Annotated in this window: 18 protein-coding genes; 7 read left to right on the plus strand and 11 right to left on the minus strand. The window is 60.8% G+C overall.

What is annotated here, in order from left to right; translation table 11 throughout:
* Nucleotides 1-977, minus strand: a 977-nt coding sequence (locus JWQ61_RS06750) for a dienelactone hydrolase (RefSeq protein ID WP_304359850.1), incomplete at its 3' end; no start/stop codon positions are given.
* A 145-nt stretch (nucleotides 978-1,122) separates the two neighbouring features.
* On the opposite strand from JWQ61_RS06750, the gene JWQ61_RS06755 reads away from it, so the two are divergent.
* Entirely contained in the window at nucleotides 1,123-1,662 is a 540-nt protein-coding gene (locus JWQ61_RS06755; protein WP_304359851.1) for an NADPH-dependent FMN reductase, read from the plus strand.
* A gap of 1 nt (nucleotide 1,663) precedes the next feature.
* Here the strand turns inward: JWQ61_RS06755 and JWQ61_RS06760 are convergent, their stop codons facing one another.
* Together JWQ61_RS06760 and JWQ61_RS06765 are read right to left on the minus strand one after the other, a co-directional pair.
* Nucleotides 1,664-2,020, minus strand: coding sequence for a DUF1304 domain-containing protein (locus JWQ61_RS06760; RefSeq protein ID WP_304359852.1), 357 nt, complete (start codon nucleotides 2,018-2,020; stop codon nucleotides 1,664-1,666).
* Nucleotides 2,021-2,101: 81 nt separating this feature from the next.
* Nucleotides 2,102-2,752: a glutathione S-transferase family protein gene (locus JWQ61_RS06765; RefSeq protein ID WP_304359853.1), complete on the minus strand. Its 651-nt coding sequence runs from the start codon at nucleotides 2,750-2,752 to the stop codon at nucleotides 2,102-2,104.
* A gap of 370 nt (nucleotides 2,753-3,122) precedes the next feature.
* On the opposite strand from JWQ61_RS06765, the gene JWQ61_RS06770 reads away from it, so the two are divergent.
* Nucleotides 3,123-3,524, plus strand: a complete 402-nt coding sequence (locus tag JWQ61_RS06770) for a hypothetical protein (protein ID WP_304359854.1) — start codon at nucleotides 3,123-3,125, stop codon at nucleotides 3,522-3,524.
* A gap of 12 nt (nucleotides 3,525-3,536) precedes the next feature.
* Here JWQ61_RS06770 and JWQ61_RS06775 read toward each other — a convergent pair whose 3' ends face one another.
* The 6 genes from JWQ61_RS06775 to JWQ61_RS06800 all read right to left on the minus strand — a co-directional run bounded on the left by JWQ61_RS06775 (nucleotide 3,537) and on the right by JWQ61_RS06800 (nucleotide 9,643).
* Nucleotides 3,537-3,752, minus strand: coding sequence for a hypothetical protein (locus JWQ61_RS06775; protein ID WP_144738521.1), 216 nt, complete (start codon nucleotides 3,750-3,752; stop codon nucleotides 3,537-3,539).
* A 47-nt stretch (nucleotides 3,753-3,799) separates the two neighbouring features.
* Complete coding sequence (locus JWQ61_RS06780) at nucleotides 3,800-4,024, minus strand: hypothetical protein (protein ID WP_304359855.1); 225 nt, start codon at nucleotides 4,022-4,024, stop codon at nucleotides 3,800-3,802.
* A 104-nt stretch (nucleotides 4,025-4,128) separates the two neighbouring features.
* Entirely contained in the window at nucleotides 4,129-6,018 is a 1,890-nt protein-coding gene (locus JWQ61_RS06785) for a protease pro-enzyme activation domain-containing protein (RefSeq protein WP_304359856.1), read from the minus strand.
* Nucleotides 6,019-6,513: 495 nt separating this feature from the next.
* Nucleotides 6,514-7,506: a DMT family transporter gene (locus tag JWQ61_RS06790; RefSeq protein WP_304359857.1), complete on the minus strand. Its 993-nt coding sequence runs from the start codon at nucleotides 7,504-7,506 to the stop codon at nucleotides 6,514-6,516.
* A gap of 142 nt (nucleotides 7,507-7,648) precedes the next feature.
* Nucleotides 7,649-8,404, minus strand: coding sequence for a 2OG-Fe dioxygenase family protein (locus JWQ61_RS06795; RefSeq protein ID WP_304359858.1), 756 nt, complete (start codon nucleotides 8,402-8,404; stop codon nucleotides 7,649-7,651).
* Nucleotides 8,405-9,643: an argininosuccinate synthase-related protein gene (locus tag JWQ61_RS06800; RefSeq protein ID WP_304359859.1), complete on the minus strand. Its 1,239-nt coding sequence runs from the start codon at nucleotides 9,641-9,643 to the stop codon at nucleotides 8,405-8,407.
* 136 nt (nucleotides 9,644-9,779) lie between these two features.
* On the opposite strand from JWQ61_RS06800, the gene JWQ61_RS06805 reads away from it, so the two are divergent.
* Together JWQ61_RS06805 and JWQ61_RS06810 are read left to right on the plus strand one after the other, a co-directional pair.
* Complete coding sequence (locus JWQ61_RS06805; RefSeq protein ID WP_061540840.1) at nucleotides 9,780-10,733, plus strand: LysR family transcriptional regulator; 954 nt, start codon at nucleotides 9,780-9,782, stop codon at nucleotides 10,731-10,733.
* Nucleotides 10,730-11,440 (plus strand): N-acetylmuramoyl-L-alanine amidase, encoded by a 711-nt coding sequence (locus JWQ61_RS06810; protein ID WP_304359860.1) that lies wholly within the window; start codon nucleotides 10,730-10,732, stop codon nucleotides 11,438-11,440. Before JWQ61_RS06805 ends, JWQ61_RS06810 begins: the two co-directional genes overlap by 4 nt.
* Before the next feature lie 14 nt (nucleotides 11,441-11,454).
* On the opposite strand, the gene JWQ61_RS06815 is transcribed toward JWQ61_RS06810, so the two are convergent.
* A complete protein-coding gene (locus JWQ61_RS06815; RefSeq protein ID WP_304359861.1) occupies nucleotides 11,455-11,709 on the minus strand; it encodes a hypothetical protein in 255 nt (84 codons plus the stop codon).
* A gap of 83 nt (nucleotides 11,710-11,792) precedes the next feature.
* On the opposite strand from JWQ61_RS06815, the gene JWQ61_RS06820 reads away from it, so the two are divergent.
* The 3 genes from JWQ61_RS06820 (at nucleotide 11,793) to dapA (ending at nucleotide 14,077) form a co-directional block, all read left to right on the plus strand.
* Nucleotides 11,793-12,593, plus strand: a complete 801-nt coding sequence (locus JWQ61_RS06820) for a helix-turn-helix domain-containing protein (RefSeq protein WP_304359862.1) — start codon at nucleotides 11,793-11,795, stop codon at nucleotides 12,591-12,593.
* Between the two features lie 263 nt (nucleotides 12,594-12,856).
* The gene (locus JWQ61_RS06825; protein ID WP_236904305.1) at nucleotides 12,857-13,087 is read left to right on the plus strand and encodes a hypothetical protein; all 231 of its coding nucleotides are present in this window, start codon (nucleotides 12,857-12,859) and stop codon (nucleotides 13,085-13,087) included.
* Between the two features lie 45 nt (nucleotides 13,088-13,132).
* The gene (dapA, locus tag JWQ61_RS06830; protein ID WP_304359863.1) at nucleotides 13,133-14,077 is read left to right on the plus strand and encodes a 4-hydroxy-tetrahydrodipicolinate synthase; all 945 of its coding nucleotides are present in this window, start codon (nucleotides 13,133-13,135) and stop codon (nucleotides 14,075-14,077) included.
* Between the two features lie 6 nt (nucleotides 14,078-14,083).
* Here dapA and JWQ61_RS06835 read toward each other — a convergent pair whose 3' ends face one another.
* Nucleotides 14,084-14,449 carry a VOC family protein gene (locus JWQ61_RS06835; RefSeq protein ID WP_304359864.1) on the minus strand — a complete coding sequence of 122 codons (366 nt, stop codon included), beginning with the start codon at nucleotides 14,447-14,449 and terminating at the stop codon, nucleotides 14,084-14,086.
* Between the last annotated feature and the right edge of the window lie 217 nt (nucleotides 14,450-14,666).

Genomic DNA, 14,666 nt, shown 5'->3' on the forward strand with positions numbered 1-14,666 from the left:
CGGTTAAAAAAGTCGACAATTTCGGCATTTAATTGCGCATGCTCCGCAACCCGGTCCACTCCCGGGGCATCCACGCACAGGTACGGCGTCCTGGACTTCATGACAGCGCTGCAAGGCGCAATGAATACGTAGTGGCCGCCGGCAAGTTCGCCGCGCTCCACGCTGGCCGGCAGTAGGCTAAGGAGATGGTCGGTGTTCCATTGATTACGCAAAACCTGGTCGTCGCTGGCTTTATAGATGCGCAGCGGGATCGTCACGTCCGCCACGCCCTTGGCATCGAACATGATGCTGAACGGCGCCATGGCCACCGCGGCTCGCACCCGCTTGTCGGCCGGTACGCCCCAGCCGGGACGGGTAATCCGGAGTTTTGCATGGCTGCCGTCCGGACACACTTCATGGTCGTCGGCATGCGCCGCGCAATAAGCGCTGTATAAAGCGGGGTCCGGTTTGGCGCCGGCCATCACCATGGTGGTATAGGCGCCGGCGGAGAAGCCGGCCATGCCGATGCGCCCGGCGTCGATCGCCGCGCCGATCCGCTTGTCAGCCAGGACCGCATCCAGCGTCGCTGCCGCCTGCCACGGACGGCCGATAATCTGCACGTCGCTGAACCTGCCCTCGGGCTGGTCATAGCTGTCGCCAAGATGGCGCGGCGCCGCCACTATATAACCGTGCCCGGCCAAGGCTTCCGCCAGGTCGCTGTGGCCGAATTCGCTGCCGCCGCTGCCGTGCGACAGGATGATCAGCGGATGCGGCCCGGCGGCGATGGCGGCGCCGCGCGTGGCATGGATGGTATACGGACCGGCCTGCCATTCGACCTGCGACTCGGCGGTCGGATACCAGACCGCCACCGGCACGGCATACTCGCCGCTGGTGGTGAGGCTGAGGAAGCCGATATTCGTCTGCTCGCCACGGGCCGATGCCGGCGCCGTGAACACGCTGCAAATCAGGGTCAATGCCACCGCGGACAGAAAACGCATGTCATCTCCAGGTTAAACGAAAGATCCGGACCGGATGCTGCAATCCGGGATAGCGGCAATTGTATGGCGTGGCCGCATTACGCAACTGACCAGGATTGCTGATTTGCTTGGCATAATGGGGGTCTGTGAAACTTCTTCGGGCGCCATGAAATTCCTCGCCATCTCAGGCAGCCTGCGCGCTGCCTCCCACAATTCGGCCCTGCTGCGGGCCATGGCACGCCTGGCGCCGGACGGCGCCAGTGTGACGCTGTACCGCGGCCTGGGCGACTTGCCCTTGTTCAATCCAGATATCGAAACCAGCGATCCGGCCGCGGTGGCAGATCTGCGCAGCCGGATCGTGGCCGCCGACGCCCTGCTGATCGCCAGCCCCGAGTATGCGCACGGCATTACCGGCGCCATGAAGAATGCGCTCGACTGGATGGTGGGTTGCGAAGCTTTTGTGCTGAAGCCGGTGGCATTGCTGAACGCCTCGCCGAGGGCGGTGCACGCCCAGGCGTCTTTAAGGGAAATCGTGACGATGATGTCGGCGCAGATTGTCGAACCGGCGTCGGTCACCGTCTCCATCCTTGGTTCGCACCTCAGCGAAGACCAGATCGTCCTGCATCCGGAGATTTCCGCAACGCTGCGCGGCGCCCTGCTCGCGTTGCGCACCGCCGTGCTGGCGGCGCGCTCGCAGCAGCAATAATCTAGGCCAACGTCAGCAAGCCCAAAGCGACGATGGCCGGCACTGCCTGTACGTACAATATCTTGCGGCTGACGGTGAGCGCACCAAAGATGCCGGCGATGACCACGCAGGCCAGGAAAAAGATCTTGACCGCATACCCCGGCGTGCCCAGGCACAAACCCCAGGCCAGGCCGGCAGCCAGGAAACCGTTGTACAAACCCTGGTTGGCGGCCAGGGCCTTGGACGCCGCGGCGAATTCCGGCGTCAGCCTGAAAGTCTTGAGGCCGAACGGCTTATCCCATAAGAACATTTCAAGCACCAGGAAATACACGTGCAGCAAGGCGACCAGGGCAATCAGCAGGTTGGTGACAGTATTCAAGGCAGGCTCCATTTTTTAATGATAGTGCCAGCCGCTCCTGTTTTTAAGCAGGTCGGCGGCAGGCGTTGTGAAAGTCTGCTTTCAGGCCTTGGCCGCGACCTGGCTGGCATGCTGCGCCGCCAGTTCAGCGTCGAGCGCCTTGACGCACTGCGCGGCCGGGCGCGCATTGATCCGGTCGATATAAGCCTGGATCACCGGCGACATCGGCACCAGCTGGAAAGCCGTGGTCCAGGTCAGCGCGGCGCCCCACAGGACATCGGCGGCGCTGAATTTTTCACCCAGGATATACGGTCCCTTGGCCAGCTGGTCGGTCAAGGTCTTCAGCATCGTATCGAAATCGCCGTAGGGGCACGTCGATAACGCCACCGGCGGGTGCTTTTGCGCGCGGTCGACCACAGCCGGTTCGAAACAGGAGCCGTAGTAGACCATCCAGCGCAGGTACGGACCGCGCAGCGGATCGTCCAGCGCCGGCGCCAGGCCGGCATCCTGGTACAGGTCGGCCAAGTACAGGAAAACCGCGACCTGTTCGGTAATCAGCGCTTCGCCGTGGCGGATCGCGGGCACTTTGCCCATGGGATTGATTGCCATGTATGCGGGGCCGCGCTGCTCGCCCGCTTTCATGTTGAGCGGGTGCAGCTGGTAGTCGGCGCCCAGTTCCTCAAGCAGGATGCGGGCGCCCGTCGAGCGAGTATTCGGCGAATGGAAAAACGTTACGCGGCGGTTCGGTGTCATGGCATCTCCTGGTTTTATTTTTATGGCGCTTCGGTCAGTAATATATCCCAAGCGTGGCCGACACATAGCGAAACAACTAGATAAAATTTTTACCTTGCATTAGTCGGAATCCTCTATTCCGATTGCGCCAGGTCCTGCTTTATTAATCTATTTACAAGCCCGCAGTGATCACCGCAGCCGCTGCCGCGGCCTCTGTATAAACAGGAATTTTCATAGGGAAACCGCACCAGACCGAGGCCCAACGCCGCGATCGGTATACCACCCTGGCGCTGTAAGTCAAATGTGAAAAGTGTAAGCAAATGCACGGGACACATTCCTGAAATTCCCGCTTCGTAGAATCGATAGCACTGGACCACTTCAGGAGTGCAAATTGAAACACCCTCTCAGCATCGCAGCGATCCTCGCCGGCCGCTTTTCATCGTTCGCCAGTCCGCCATCAAGGACCCAGGGCGGTCCCGACATCATTCTCAAGAACGCCCCGCCGGCTCCAAAGACGGAAGCCGAGCCTGCGCCGCGCGCCGGGTTGGTATGGAGTCCTGGATTCTGGAATTATGTCGGCGGCTGGTATGTATGGGAAGCCGGGCATTGGGAACTGGAGCGCGACAACCAGCTTTACCTGAAGCCGGGCTGGCAGAAGGTGATACACGGCTGGCAGCTGCAACGCGGCGAATGGCGCGTCACTTCAGTCAGCTTCATCAAGCAGGGAAATACTGCCAGGGCGGCAGACGATGCTCCGGAACCGCAATACGATCCGCTTGCGGCGTTTCGCTAGTACAAAAATCTATTATCCGACCTGTTTGGCCAGTGCATCGCGGCGCAGCCGGCTGCGTTCCTGGCAGCGGAAACAGATCCAGCGCTTGGATTTGTTGCGCAATACGAAATCGCCTTCCGTCACCGAGACTTCGCCCTGGTGATGCGAGCAGAATCGCTTGCCGGTAACGTTTGCCGTGGCCTGTGTCACCAGCGCCAGCCGGTCTTGTCGTTGCAGATATGCGGTCATTGCGGATTCCTCCTTCATTGCTTGCCCGGTTCAGGCCCGGGCGATTGCTATTTTCCAAATGGATTGATATTCACGGCGTCTTGCGCTTTGGCCGACAAGGCTGGTGCAGCGGCCTGCGCGGCGCCAGATGACAATACGCCCTGCTCCCCGGCTGTTACCGCAGCCTGGGCCCCGGTTTTCGCTATCGAATCGTCTACCGAAAAAACCGCATAGATGCCGCCGGCGCCCAATACAAGGGCGGCGATAATCCATCTGAGATTCGATCTGTTCATGTCCGGCTCCGATCAGTACAGGTACTGCCATCTCGTCGCCGGCGCGGATAAAACCTGTCCGCGCCGGCGATTTCAAACATGCTGACTACAAAAACCGCGGACGATCAGCGTGCAAAGTCCGTGGTGTTCTTGACGAAGGTATTCAGGTTGCTGATGTTCAGGCTACCGAAACCAGTGGTTGCATCCCAGCCTGCTGCGGCCTTGTAGCCGTACGAGCTGCTGGCGCCGTTGGTGCCGGAAGTCACGTCATGCAGCAGCGAGGCGTTGGCGGCAACCGGGAAATACTTGTAGAAGCTGGCTGCCGGGAAACCCAGGGCATTGTTGTTGGCCGATTGCAGGCGGGCCCAGACGCCGGCGAAGATCGGCGCCGACAAGCTGGTGCCGCCTACCGTACCGGTCTGGGTGTTGTAGTAGATGGTGGCGCCGCTGGCGCTGGCAGCATCAAACGCGATGTCCGGCAGGCCGCGGGTAGTCTTGCCGGAGGCAATCACACCCGTTTGGTAAGTAGGCGCCGTTTCGTACTTGCTGTAGCCGCCGCCGGTTGCCCACAGGCGTTTGGTGGAATCGTAGTCGCCTGCGTCGTCGTAGGTGCCGATCGCGCTCAGGCCTTCGTTCCACACGGTTTCGCTGCTGTAGGCGCCGGAGTTGGTGTACAGGGTTGTACCGCCGACCGCGATGACGTAAGGCGAAGTAGCCGGTTCGCTGACATCATAGGTCGATTTGTTTTTCGGTACGCCAGGCGCGCCGGAAATCGAACTGGTCTGGCAGTTGTAAGTACCGGCATCTCCGGTCGAAATGGAGAATGTCTGGCCTTGCGCAACAGCCTGCTTAAACACTTTATCGTCGGCTGCCTGCGTGCCGTCGCTATGGGTATCCGATTCGCAGCCGCCGAGCGAAACGTTGATGACCTTGGCCACGTTGTCAGTCACTGCACGGTTGTAGGCTGCGGTGATGCCGCTGAAACTCATGTCAGGCGATGCGTAGAAAATCAGTTGCTTGACGCCGCCGGAAGTGCCGGTGATGGTCTGGCTGTCCAGGTTCCATTCGACTTGGCCGGAAGTGTCGCTATAGTCGGCGCCGGCAGCACCGGTTTTCACCACCAGGGTATTGACGGTGGCCAGGCCCTTGGCGGTAGTGAAGGTTTTCAGGTCGGTGATCGTCGGGCTGAGATCGCCTGCCGAGATGATGCCGACCACGGTGTTCGAAGCAGTCGGCGTGGTGCCGACGTTATAGATCGCAGGGAACTGCACAGGGCTGTGCGCTGTCGCCACCGGCGTTGCATTGACCGTGACTTTAGCTTGTGCGCTCACGCCGGCTTCAGGCGTCTGCACCCAGCGATGGTGGGTCTGGGCGATTGCAACGTTTTGCAAACCCAGCACCGAATCGACGATGCCGCTCAGTGCGGCAGGCACCTGTGCTGCATCGGTATTGGCGAACACCTTGCGGCCGTCCTGCTGGAAGCGTTTCAGCGCAGTGCGGAAGCCGGTTTGTACAGTGGCGGCGGTGCCGTCGGCTGTCACCAGCTGGCGGTTAGGCGCGACCTGGATGTTGACAAAACCGGACTTGCTCAGATGGGCAACTACTTTCGCCACATCTTTTTCGGTAGGCGCATATTCCGCGGCGAATTGCGCCGGTGTCAGAAACTTGCCGTAGGAAGCAGTGCCAGGTGTATGCAGGTCCTGCAGGAACTTGTCGAGCTTGGCTTCATTGCGCAGGTTCAGGCTGAGCGTCACATGGACCGGTTCGCCTTGCGCCAGCTGCACGGCGGTTGCGGCGGGGGTTACCACGCTGGCATCGGCTGCCACGCTCTTTTGATTCGCTTGGACTTGCGGCAAGAACGCTTGGGTCTTGGTGGTGACCCAAGCGCTGTTGTCCGCCACGGCTGCGTGGACAGACAATGATGCAAACACCAGGGACAGCGCCAATGACAACGCCGAAGCCTGGGGAATCGCAAAATTTGCTGCTAGTGCTTTCGCTGATATTTCCGATTTCATTTGCTTATTCCTCTTGAATGGAACAGATAAAAGACGCCGCAGCCTTGCATTGCGATCGGCAATGCAAAGTTGATTTGGCGCTGGAGTCTGCATCACCGGTTGTGATGCAGGGTTTTAACGAGACGTGATGTCCGTTAACTGGATGGCCGCAGCGAGAGCGCTGGCGATGCCGGAAGATCAGGGGGAGCCGCGGTGCGATGCGCTGCAGCTGATGAGCAGCGCGAGCGGACGGAGATCGAATTGAATCTGGTGCAAATCATGAGACTTCCCTCTTGAGGATTAACCACGGCATCGATGACTCTTTTGGAGCGGACGCCGTGTGAAAAATCAACGCTTCACATCTTTTTTTTATGATTCAAAACTATCTGTCTGACGATCCAGAATAAATCAATTATTTCCACGTGGCAATAGCAATTCAACTGATATTTTCTTCTATCGAATCACGTATTTCGTTGCATCCCTGTTTCCGTTAAAACCCCGTTCAAACCCTTGTATTCATTGGCTCGAATCAATTCCTGCTCCGATGATGGGAGCGTTCTCCGGCTTGATATTCCGCGTCGAAAAAAACGCACCAAAATTAATCATCGAACGCGGCAATGTGGCCCATAAAGTGGCGCCGACAATCAGCGCGCCGCCGACCCAGGACAGCGTGCCAAGTTTTTCGCCAAGCCAGAAAGAAGCAAACAACGCACCGAACACCGGCTCGCTTCCCATCAACAGGGAAACCCGGGTCGGGTTGCTGCGCCGCAGTCCATAGTTCTGCGCAAAAAATGCAAAGATGGTGCAAAACAACACCAGGTAAACCGTGCTCACCCAGAAGCTCGGATCGCTCGGCAACGGCGGCAGTCCGCCTTGCATGAACAGGCCGGCGACCAACAGGCAGCCGAAACCGACTACCCCGGATTGCACCGCGGTCAGGGTCAGGTTGGACATGTCCTTGTCGGCCGTCAGGCGTTTGGTCATGACCATCATGAAGGCGCGCAATAAAGCCGCCGCCAGCATCAGGCCGTCGCCCAGGTTGAATGTCAGGTTGCTGCCGATGGTCAGCAGCCAAGTGCCAAGGAGCGAAACAAAAGCCACCACAAAAGCGCTGACCGGCGGCCGTTGCGCCATCACCAGCCATTCGACGAAAGGCGTAAAGACCACGCACAGGCTGATCAGGAAAGCGGCGTTCGAAGCCTGCGTCAGCGCTACGCCGAAGGTCTCGCAAATAAAGATGGCAAGCAGGATCAGGCCCAGCGGCACGCCGGCCCGCAACGCCGCCCGTCCTTCCGGCCTGGCCAGCTGGCGCAGGCTTGGCAGCAGTAAAAAGAAGGTCATGCAGAAGCGGATCGCGACAAATCCCAGCACCGGATAAAACACCAGCGCGTCCTTGGCGACGCCATAGCTGGTGCCCCAAACGATCGCAACCAGCAGCAGCAGCAAATCGGCGAACCAGAGACCTTTGGCAGATGAGTTGGGGGATCGGCTGGCAGATGAGATCGTCACTTCGCTTTACTCCGGATAGCGCTATCAGCGCTATCAGTTAGGAAAAAAAAACGTTCCGCCTAGGTGGAGGCTGAGCGGAACAAACGGCGGGAGCACCGAGGATATTGGTCAGGGTAAATCTCGCTTAATCAAGCACACTTAACTAAGCTTGGGTTCTGGTATAGGCAATCACCAGCACGTCTCTGAATGCTTCACGCTTGGCTTCATACGGCAGCACCTTGGTCACGCCGTGCATGGTGCGGGCATCGTCGGCCAGCATCAGGTCCATCGGATCGGTCAAGGTGTAGCGGCACATCAGCTTGCCGGCGACATCGGTAATATAGGTTTCGCCGCCGGCCACGTTATGACGGCGCACCATCATGGTCACGATGTAGTCGACGCCGTCGCGGTGCAGTCCTTCCGGCGTCGGGTTGCCTGGAACATGGGAGCTGGCGCGTATGCGGTAAGGGTGCAGGCGGATATTCCATTTGCCGCTGTCGCCCTCGACCCTGTCGAACACTTGCGCCAGCGACAGCAGCAGGCCGGACAGGAAAGGGTTGTCGATGAAGTGCTGCTCGAGCGGCTCAAAATGGCGGGCAATGTCGCCATTCAGTTTATTGACGTAGCTTGGCTGCACGTATGGCGCATGCGGCAGCTGCTGCAGCAGACCGTCGGCGCTGTCCAGCTCGAATGCGCTGTAGCGGCGGAAACGATAGTTGCCCTTGTCGCCCATGTACTTGTCTTGCGGCAGGTTGTTCCAGCAGCTGGCGAATTCGTCCCAGGTCGCCGGATCGACATCGCAGGCAGCTTGCACGGCGCGGCCCGACATCACGCTGAATTGCCGCTGGCGCAGCTCATTACTGAGATGGTCGATGATGGGCGGGGCGATCCTGATGGGCGCCAAGACGTCGATTTCCATTTAGTTTTCCTCGGCCAGCAGCTTGCTGGCATCCAGCACGGAATTCGTCGGCAACGACAACTGCCGGCTGGAGCGCTGCGCAGCAATATCCTTTTCCCAGCTGTCGCGGTCAGTCAGGTACAGCGGTGCATCGGCGCGGATCGCGCAGACATCGGCAGCGCCGGCGCGCAAGCGGTAGTTGACGGTGCCGCTGACATATTGCACGGTTTCCTGGATGAAGCGATCGGTAGCGGCGCGCAGAGGCGTGAACCAGCGCCCTTCGATGGCTTCCCGCACCCACAATTGTTCCATGTGCAGTTTTTCGCGCAGCAGTTCAGCGTCCAGCACCGCGGTTTCCAGGTGCCGGTATGCTTCCAGCAACACCATGGCGGCCGGCGCTTCGCGTACTTCCAGCACCTTCTCGCCCTGCTCCAGATGCTCCAGGCCGCAATAACGGCCGATGCCGAAAGCGCCGACGCGGCGGTTCAGGTGTGCGATCAGCTCTACCAATGGCAATGCCTCGCCGTCGATGGCGACCGGGCGGCCGCCGTCGAACCTGATCGACAGCTCGCTGCTGACAGGCGCCGGATCGACCACGGCAGTCCAGTCAAACAGCGATTCCGGCACCCAGAACGATTCCGGATTGTCCAACGAGCCGGATTCGAATTCGCGGCACCACAGGTTGGCGTCGCCGCTGATGCCGCGCGCCTGGAAGTGCGGCAGGCCGGCTGCGCGCAAGGCTTCGATTTTTTCTTCGCGGGAGATCGCGGTGTATTCGTAAGGCGTGCCGTAATAACCGGCGTAACCGAGTTGCGCAATCGCGCCGTTCAGGCGGCGCAGGGTGTTCTGCGACTGGTTGGCGGTATGGACGATGGCGTTGCAGCCGAGGCGCAAGGCGGTTTCGACCGCGAAGCGGGCGATGATCGGGCGCGACAGCGAGGAGCTGATCGGATAGATGCCCATGTAGCGGGCATTGGCGCGGATCGCCGGCAGCACGGCATCTTCGGCGAACGCCTGCTGGCCGTCGATCACCAGCAGCTCGGCGCCGAAGTGCGCGGTGATCTGCTGCAGGTCGGCGGCGTTGATGCCCTCGCCCAGGTCCACCGTCAGCGCCGTCACGCGGCAACCGCTGTCGACCAGGCACTTCAAGGCATAGGTACTATCCAGTCCACCACTGAACAAAGTCAGGACATGCTCGCAGTGAGCCGCAACCAGTTTCAGGTCGTCGATGCTGCGTATTCTTTTTAGCGGCTGAATCATGGGCGCTCCGACATTCAAAAACTAGATAGTATGAATAAATCAATAAAAACAATCACCAATGAATGTAATTATGTTTTATTCCAGCAAATACGATAATCTATGTATTCAGAACAACACTTGTGCACGGCGGGAACAAATGGGAGCTAATCGATATATCAAGCTGATGCCGGACATGGCGGTGTTCGTCCGGGTGGTGGAAACCGGCAGTTTTTCGACTGCGGCTCTGGAGCTTGGCATGACGCCCTCGGCTGTCAGCCGCCAGGTGTCGCGTTTGGAACAGGCATTATCCGTCAGATTGCTGGAACGCACCACCCGCAAGCTGCGCCTGAGCGAATCCGGCAGCGAAGCCTACCAGCGCTGCCTGGAGATGGTGGGGGCGGCCAAGGCGGCGATGGAAGTGGCCGACAAGTTCGTGGCGGTGCCGCAGGGCCTGCTGCGGGTCGGCATGCCGAAAGCCTTCGGCAAGGGCGTGGTGACGCCGCTGATTGCCAGTTTCCTCGAAAAATACCCGCAGGTCGATGTCCAGCTGATCCTCACCGACCGCCACGTCGACCTGATCAACGACGACGCCGACCTGGTGATCCGGATCACCAGCCAGCCGGCCGACGGCCTGGTGGCGCGGCCGCTGATGTCGATTGACCAGGTGCTGTGCGCCACTCCCAGCTACCTGGCCCAGCACGGCACGCCGAAACAGCCGCAAGACCTGTGCAGCCACAGTTGTCTCTATCTGGGCGAAAATCCAGGCGATTCCGACTGGCACTTCATGCGTCAGGGCGAAACCACCATCATCAAGGTGCGCGGCCGTTATATCGTCAACCACAGCGAAGCGCGCCTGGACGGCGTGCTGCAAAACCTCGGCATCGGCTGCCTACCCTACTTCATCGTGCGCAACGCCCTTGAGCAGGGGCTGGTCAAAGCCGTGCTCACCGATTGGGAATTCATCGCCGCCTACCAGGGCACGGCGTTCATACAGTATTTGCCGACACGCTACCTGGCGCCCAAGATGCGCGTCTTCATCGACCATCTGGCGTCACACATGGAAGCTGACCTGAAACCTCTGGACCGGCGGCGCCTGGCGTCCGACAAATGAAGCGGCTGGCCGGCGGCAAGCTGATCCTGGCGGCTGCCGGCCTGGTTTTCCTGTATGGCCTCCCGGCCGCCGGCTGCGGCGCGCAGCAGGTGATGGTCGATACCGGCCATACCGCCGAGAATCCCGGCGCCACCGGCCCCGGCGGCAGCCGCGAGTTCGACCTGAACCGGCAATTCACCCTCGCCCTCGGCCTGGCGTTAAAAGCGCAGGGGCTGGATGTGATCGACGTCGCCGCGCAGGGCTCGCCGCTCTCCTTGCCGGCGCGGACCAAGGCCAGCGCCAAGGCGGCGCTGTTCGTCTCGATCCATCACGATTCGATGCAGCAAGCCTGGCTCGACGCCGGCAGGAGCCGCGAATTTTCCGGCTACGCATTGTTTGTTTCCGCCAGCAAACCCTACTATGCGCGCAGCCTGGACTGCGCCAAAAGCATCAGCCTCCGCCTGCAGGACATCGGCGAACATCCTTCGCTCTATCACGCGGTTCCTGTCCCGGGCGAAAACCGCCCTTTGCTTGACCGGCAGCTGGGCATCCATCGCTTCGACGAACTGGCGGTGCTGAGAACCGCCGAATCGCCGGCTTTGCTGATCGAGGTCGGCGTGCTGGCCAATCCCGACCAGGAACCGCGCCTGGCATCGCCGCAGTTTGCCGCCAAAGCCGCCCGCGCGGTCGCGGCCGGCATACGGCAGTGCCTGCCCGCGACGCCCTAGCAATTCCCCTGGCTTCAGCGATGCTGCTCGACAAAAGCCTGCAGGGCCGGATCGCGCAGCGCGAATACCTCGAACAAGCCTAGTGCATCCAGCGCCGCAACGGCTTCAGCCATATGCTGCTCCGCTTGCTGCCGGCTGGCGGCCGTCGCCGACGGATCGAGGAAGGTGCGGGCGTTGACCAGGAAAGCGCCGACAGTGCCTTTGCGCACCACGGTACCGTTGAAATCGCCGCTATCGACGTGGTTCGGAAGAAGGTCTTCTGCTCGCATGGTTGTGCTCCTTTTGATATGGAGCCTTCAGTATGCGATGCAGAATGTGGCCTGGCTTGCGCCATTAAGCCATAATATGTCGCATGCAAGCCAAACCACACACCCTGCTGGACCCGGCCCGAGCCGATGGCCAGGACGGGCCGGAAGTCATCGCGGTGCATTGCCGCAGCGATGATTTCCGCGCCACGCCGCGCCATAGCCATGCGCGCGGCCAGCTGATCGCCGCCGCCAGCGGTTTGCTCAGCATAGATACCGGCGACGAACGGCTGGTGGTGCCGCCCAGCCACGCCGTCTGGATACCCGGCGGACAGCCGCACAGCTTGCGGTCGCACGGTCCCTTCGACGGCTGGAGCGTGTATGTCTCGCCTGCCGCACATTCACGGCTGCCGCGGCAAGCGCTGGTGCTGCAGGTTTCGGGCTTGTTGCGCGCGGCGGTATTGCGGGCGGCCAGCTGGTCAGATGTGCTCGCGGTCGATGAAATGCAGGCGCGCGTACTGGCTGTCATCCTCGATGAAATCGCCAGCCTGCCGCAGGAAAAACTGGCGCTGCCGTTGCCGGCCGAGCGGCGCCTGAAAAAAATCGCCCAAGCCCTGGCGGACAACCCGGCGGACCAGCGCAACCTGCAGCAGTGGGCCGAGTGGGCTGCGATTGCGCCCAGGACCCTGACCCGGCGCTTCGCCGCGGAAACCGGCATGCCCTTCTCCGAATGGCGCCAGCGCGCGCGGCTGATGCGCGCCCTGGAACTGCTGATGGCGGGGCAGCCGGTCACCGGCGTCGCCATCGATCTCGGCTATGACAGCCTGAGCGCATTCATCGCCATGTTCAGGCGCTCGCTGGGCGTCTCTCCGAGCAAATACCTGTCAGCAAAAAACGGCGTGGCCTGAACCTTCGGCCGGGCAGGAACAGTACGCGATTTTTACGCGGCGTTTACAGGCCGGCCATCCCTTTTTAGAGAATCTTTACGTCCTGCCTGCTAACCTGTAATCACCGAAACGACCAGTAGATATCCTCTATGAATCAGGTAATCCCAGCAGCATGGCGCTTCTCTTCGCTTCCCGCTGCAGTCTCAAGAAAAATCCAGCCCCCTGCCTTGCCTTTCCTCTCGCATTCCTATCGCCAGCCGACACTTCCCGTTCAAAAAGATTTCATGATGCGCATCACCGTAGATGCCGCTTCGGTGGCCGAGCTGCGCCGCGTCATCGTCAGCACCTGCGGCGACCTCATGATCTACATGCGGGTCAAGCCGGTCGACCACGCCAGCAAGATGAAATTCTGGCTGTGCCTGAGCAAGAACTCGATCGACGCCGTCATCGGCAACATCATGCGCGCCTTGCCGCAGGCAGAATTCGGCCGCATCACGCCGCTGCTGCCGGCATGAGCGCCGCCGCCAAATCACTCCCACTCCAACTGAAAACAGCAAATCATGTCCATATTTGAAGGTATCTGGGTTCCTCTCGTCACGCCTTTCCGGCAAGGCAAACTCGATCTCTACGGCGCCCAGCAGCTGGCCCTGAATCTGTCCGCCGCCGGCGTGCACGGCCTGGTGGTGTGCGGCACCACCGGTGAGGCCGCGACCTTGAGCGAACACGAGCAAGAAAAAATGTTGTGCAGCGTGATGGAAGCGGTGCAAGAGCGCTGCCCGGTGGCGATGGGCATCAGCGGCAGCGACACACGAGCGGTCACGGAAAAAATCGAGCGCCTGAACGCCTTGCGCCCGGCCGCTTTCCTGGTCTCGGCGCCGTCTTATGTGCGTCCGTCGCAGGAAGGCATACGGCTGCATTTCGAAGCGCTGGCCGCAGTCGCCGAAAGTCCGCTGATCCTGTACAACATCCCGGCCCGGACCGGCGTCAATATCGACGTCGCTACCGTGAGCGCGCTGGAACAGCATGCCAATATCGTCGCGATCAAGGAAAGCAGCGGCAACCTGGCGCAAACCATGGAACTGATCAACCGCACCGACCTGCGCATCCTGTGCGGCGACGATACTTTGCTGTTCAATACGCTGTGCCTGGGCGGACACGGCGCCATTTCCGCCGCCGCCCACATACGGCCGGACCTGTTTGTGCATTTGTTTGAACTGGTGCGCGCCGCCCAGCTCGGCTCGGCGCGCGCCCTGTTCAAGCAGCTGCTGCCGATGATCCAGCTGCTGTTCTCGGAACCGAACCCCGGTCCGGTGAAGGCTGCGCTGGCCATGCAGGGCCAGATACAAGACGAACTGCGCCTGCCGATGACAAGGATGTCGGCGGCGGGCCGGGTCAAGCTGGCCAGGGCGCTGGAAAAATTGATGACGGTGCCGGTTGCCGGAAAAAACGCGCAGCCGGAATCCGCCATGCGTGGCAAATCCCGGTTGCTGGGGCTGGTGCGGTGAGCGGTCCTATCCTTGGCGGTGGCTGATTTCCACCCGGATCCCGCCCGGCGCCTGCAGGAAGAACACGCAGGCGCCGCGCGATTCCTGCACCGGACTGATTTGCTCGAGTGGCGCGCCCTTCAGCCGGACGTAGGCAGCGTGCACCGCCTGGTCTGAATCCAGCAGGAAGCCGATATGGAATGAATCCGGGAAAGCGCCGCTGTCGGTGGCTGCCCTGCGGTTGAGCACCAGCACCAGGCCGCCCTCGCCGCGCAGGATCGCCATCTCATGGTCGCCCATGGTTTGCAGGTGCTGGAAGCCAAGGTAATCCTGGAAAAAAGCTGAGGTAGCGGCAACGTCGGGGACGGGCAGATCGATGTGATTCAGTTGCATGGTGGTTCTCCGAAAGTCAACACTGGGTTCGACCGTGGAATGCGGAGAGATGGAAGCTGCACGCCCGAACGAACCCGTTGGGCGCACAAGCGCCGGGGTTCGCCGCGGGTTCTCATGCAGGCACGAGAGCAGGGCTTCCTGGAAGCAGGAAGGGAGCGGGCTTACCAATTACCGCTCCGGCCTTTTTCGACCAAGAAATTATATAACCGTCGCCCTG

It is taken from the genome of Collimonas fungivorans, assembly GCF_028292705.1.
Classification (GTDB): domain Bacteria; phylum Pseudomonadota; class Gammaproteobacteria; order Burkholderiales; family Burkholderiaceae_D; genus Collimonas; species Collimonas fungivorans_B.

Coding starts and splice junctions, on each gene's coding strand:
- dapA (WP_304359863.1), top strand. CDS start 13,133: ATGTCCATATTTGAAGGTATCTGGGTTCCTCTCGTCACGCCTTTCCGG.
- JWQ61_RS06775 (WP_144738521.1), bottom strand. CDS start 3,752: ATGACCGCATATCTGCAACGACAAGACCGGCTGGCGCTGGTGACACAG.
- JWQ61_RS06805 (WP_061540840.1), top strand. CDS start 9,780: ATGGGAGCTAATCGATATATCAAGCTGATGCCGGACATGGCGGTGTTC.
- JWQ61_RS06825 (WP_236904305.1), top strand. CDS start 12,857: ATGATGCGCATCACCGTAGATGCCGCTTCGGTGGCCGAGCTGCGCCGC.
- JWQ61_RS06800 (WP_304359859.1), bottom strand. CDS start 9,643: ATGATTCAGCCGCTAAAAAGAATACGCAGCATCGACGACCTGAAACTG.
- JWQ61_RS06835 (WP_304359864.1), bottom strand. CDS start 14,449: ATGCAACTGAATCACATCGATCTGCCCGTCCCCGACGTTGCCGCTACC.
- JWQ61_RS06810 (WP_304359860.1), top strand. CDS start 10,730: ATGAAGCGGCTGGCCGGCGGCAAGCTGATCCTGGCGGCTGCCGGCCTG.
- JWQ61_RS06815 (WP_304359861.1), bottom strand. CDS start 11,709: ATGCGAGCAGAAGACCTTCTTCCGAACCACGTCGATAGCGGCGATTTC.
- JWQ61_RS06765 (WP_304359853.1), bottom strand. CDS start 2,752: ATGACACCGAACCGCCGCGTAACGTTTTTCCATTCGCCGAATACTCGC.
- JWQ61_RS06795 (WP_304359858.1), bottom strand. CDS start 8,404: ATGGAAATCGACGTCTTGGCGCCCATCAGGATCGCCCCGCCCATCATC.
- JWQ61_RS06755 (WP_304359851.1), top strand. CDS start 1,123: ATGAAATTCCTCGCCATCTCAGGCAGCCTGCGCGCTGCCTCCCACAAT.
- JWQ61_RS06820 (WP_304359862.1), top strand. CDS start 11,793: ATGCAAGCCAAACCACACACCCTGCTGGACCCGGCCCGAGCCGATGGC.
- JWQ61_RS06785 (WP_304359856.1), bottom strand. CDS start 6,018: ATGAAATCGGAAATATCAGCGAAAGCACTAGCAGCAAATTTTGCGATT.
- JWQ61_RS06780 (WP_304359855.1), bottom strand. CDS start 4,024: ATGAACAGATCGAATCTCAGATGGATTATCGCCGCCCTTGTATTGGGC.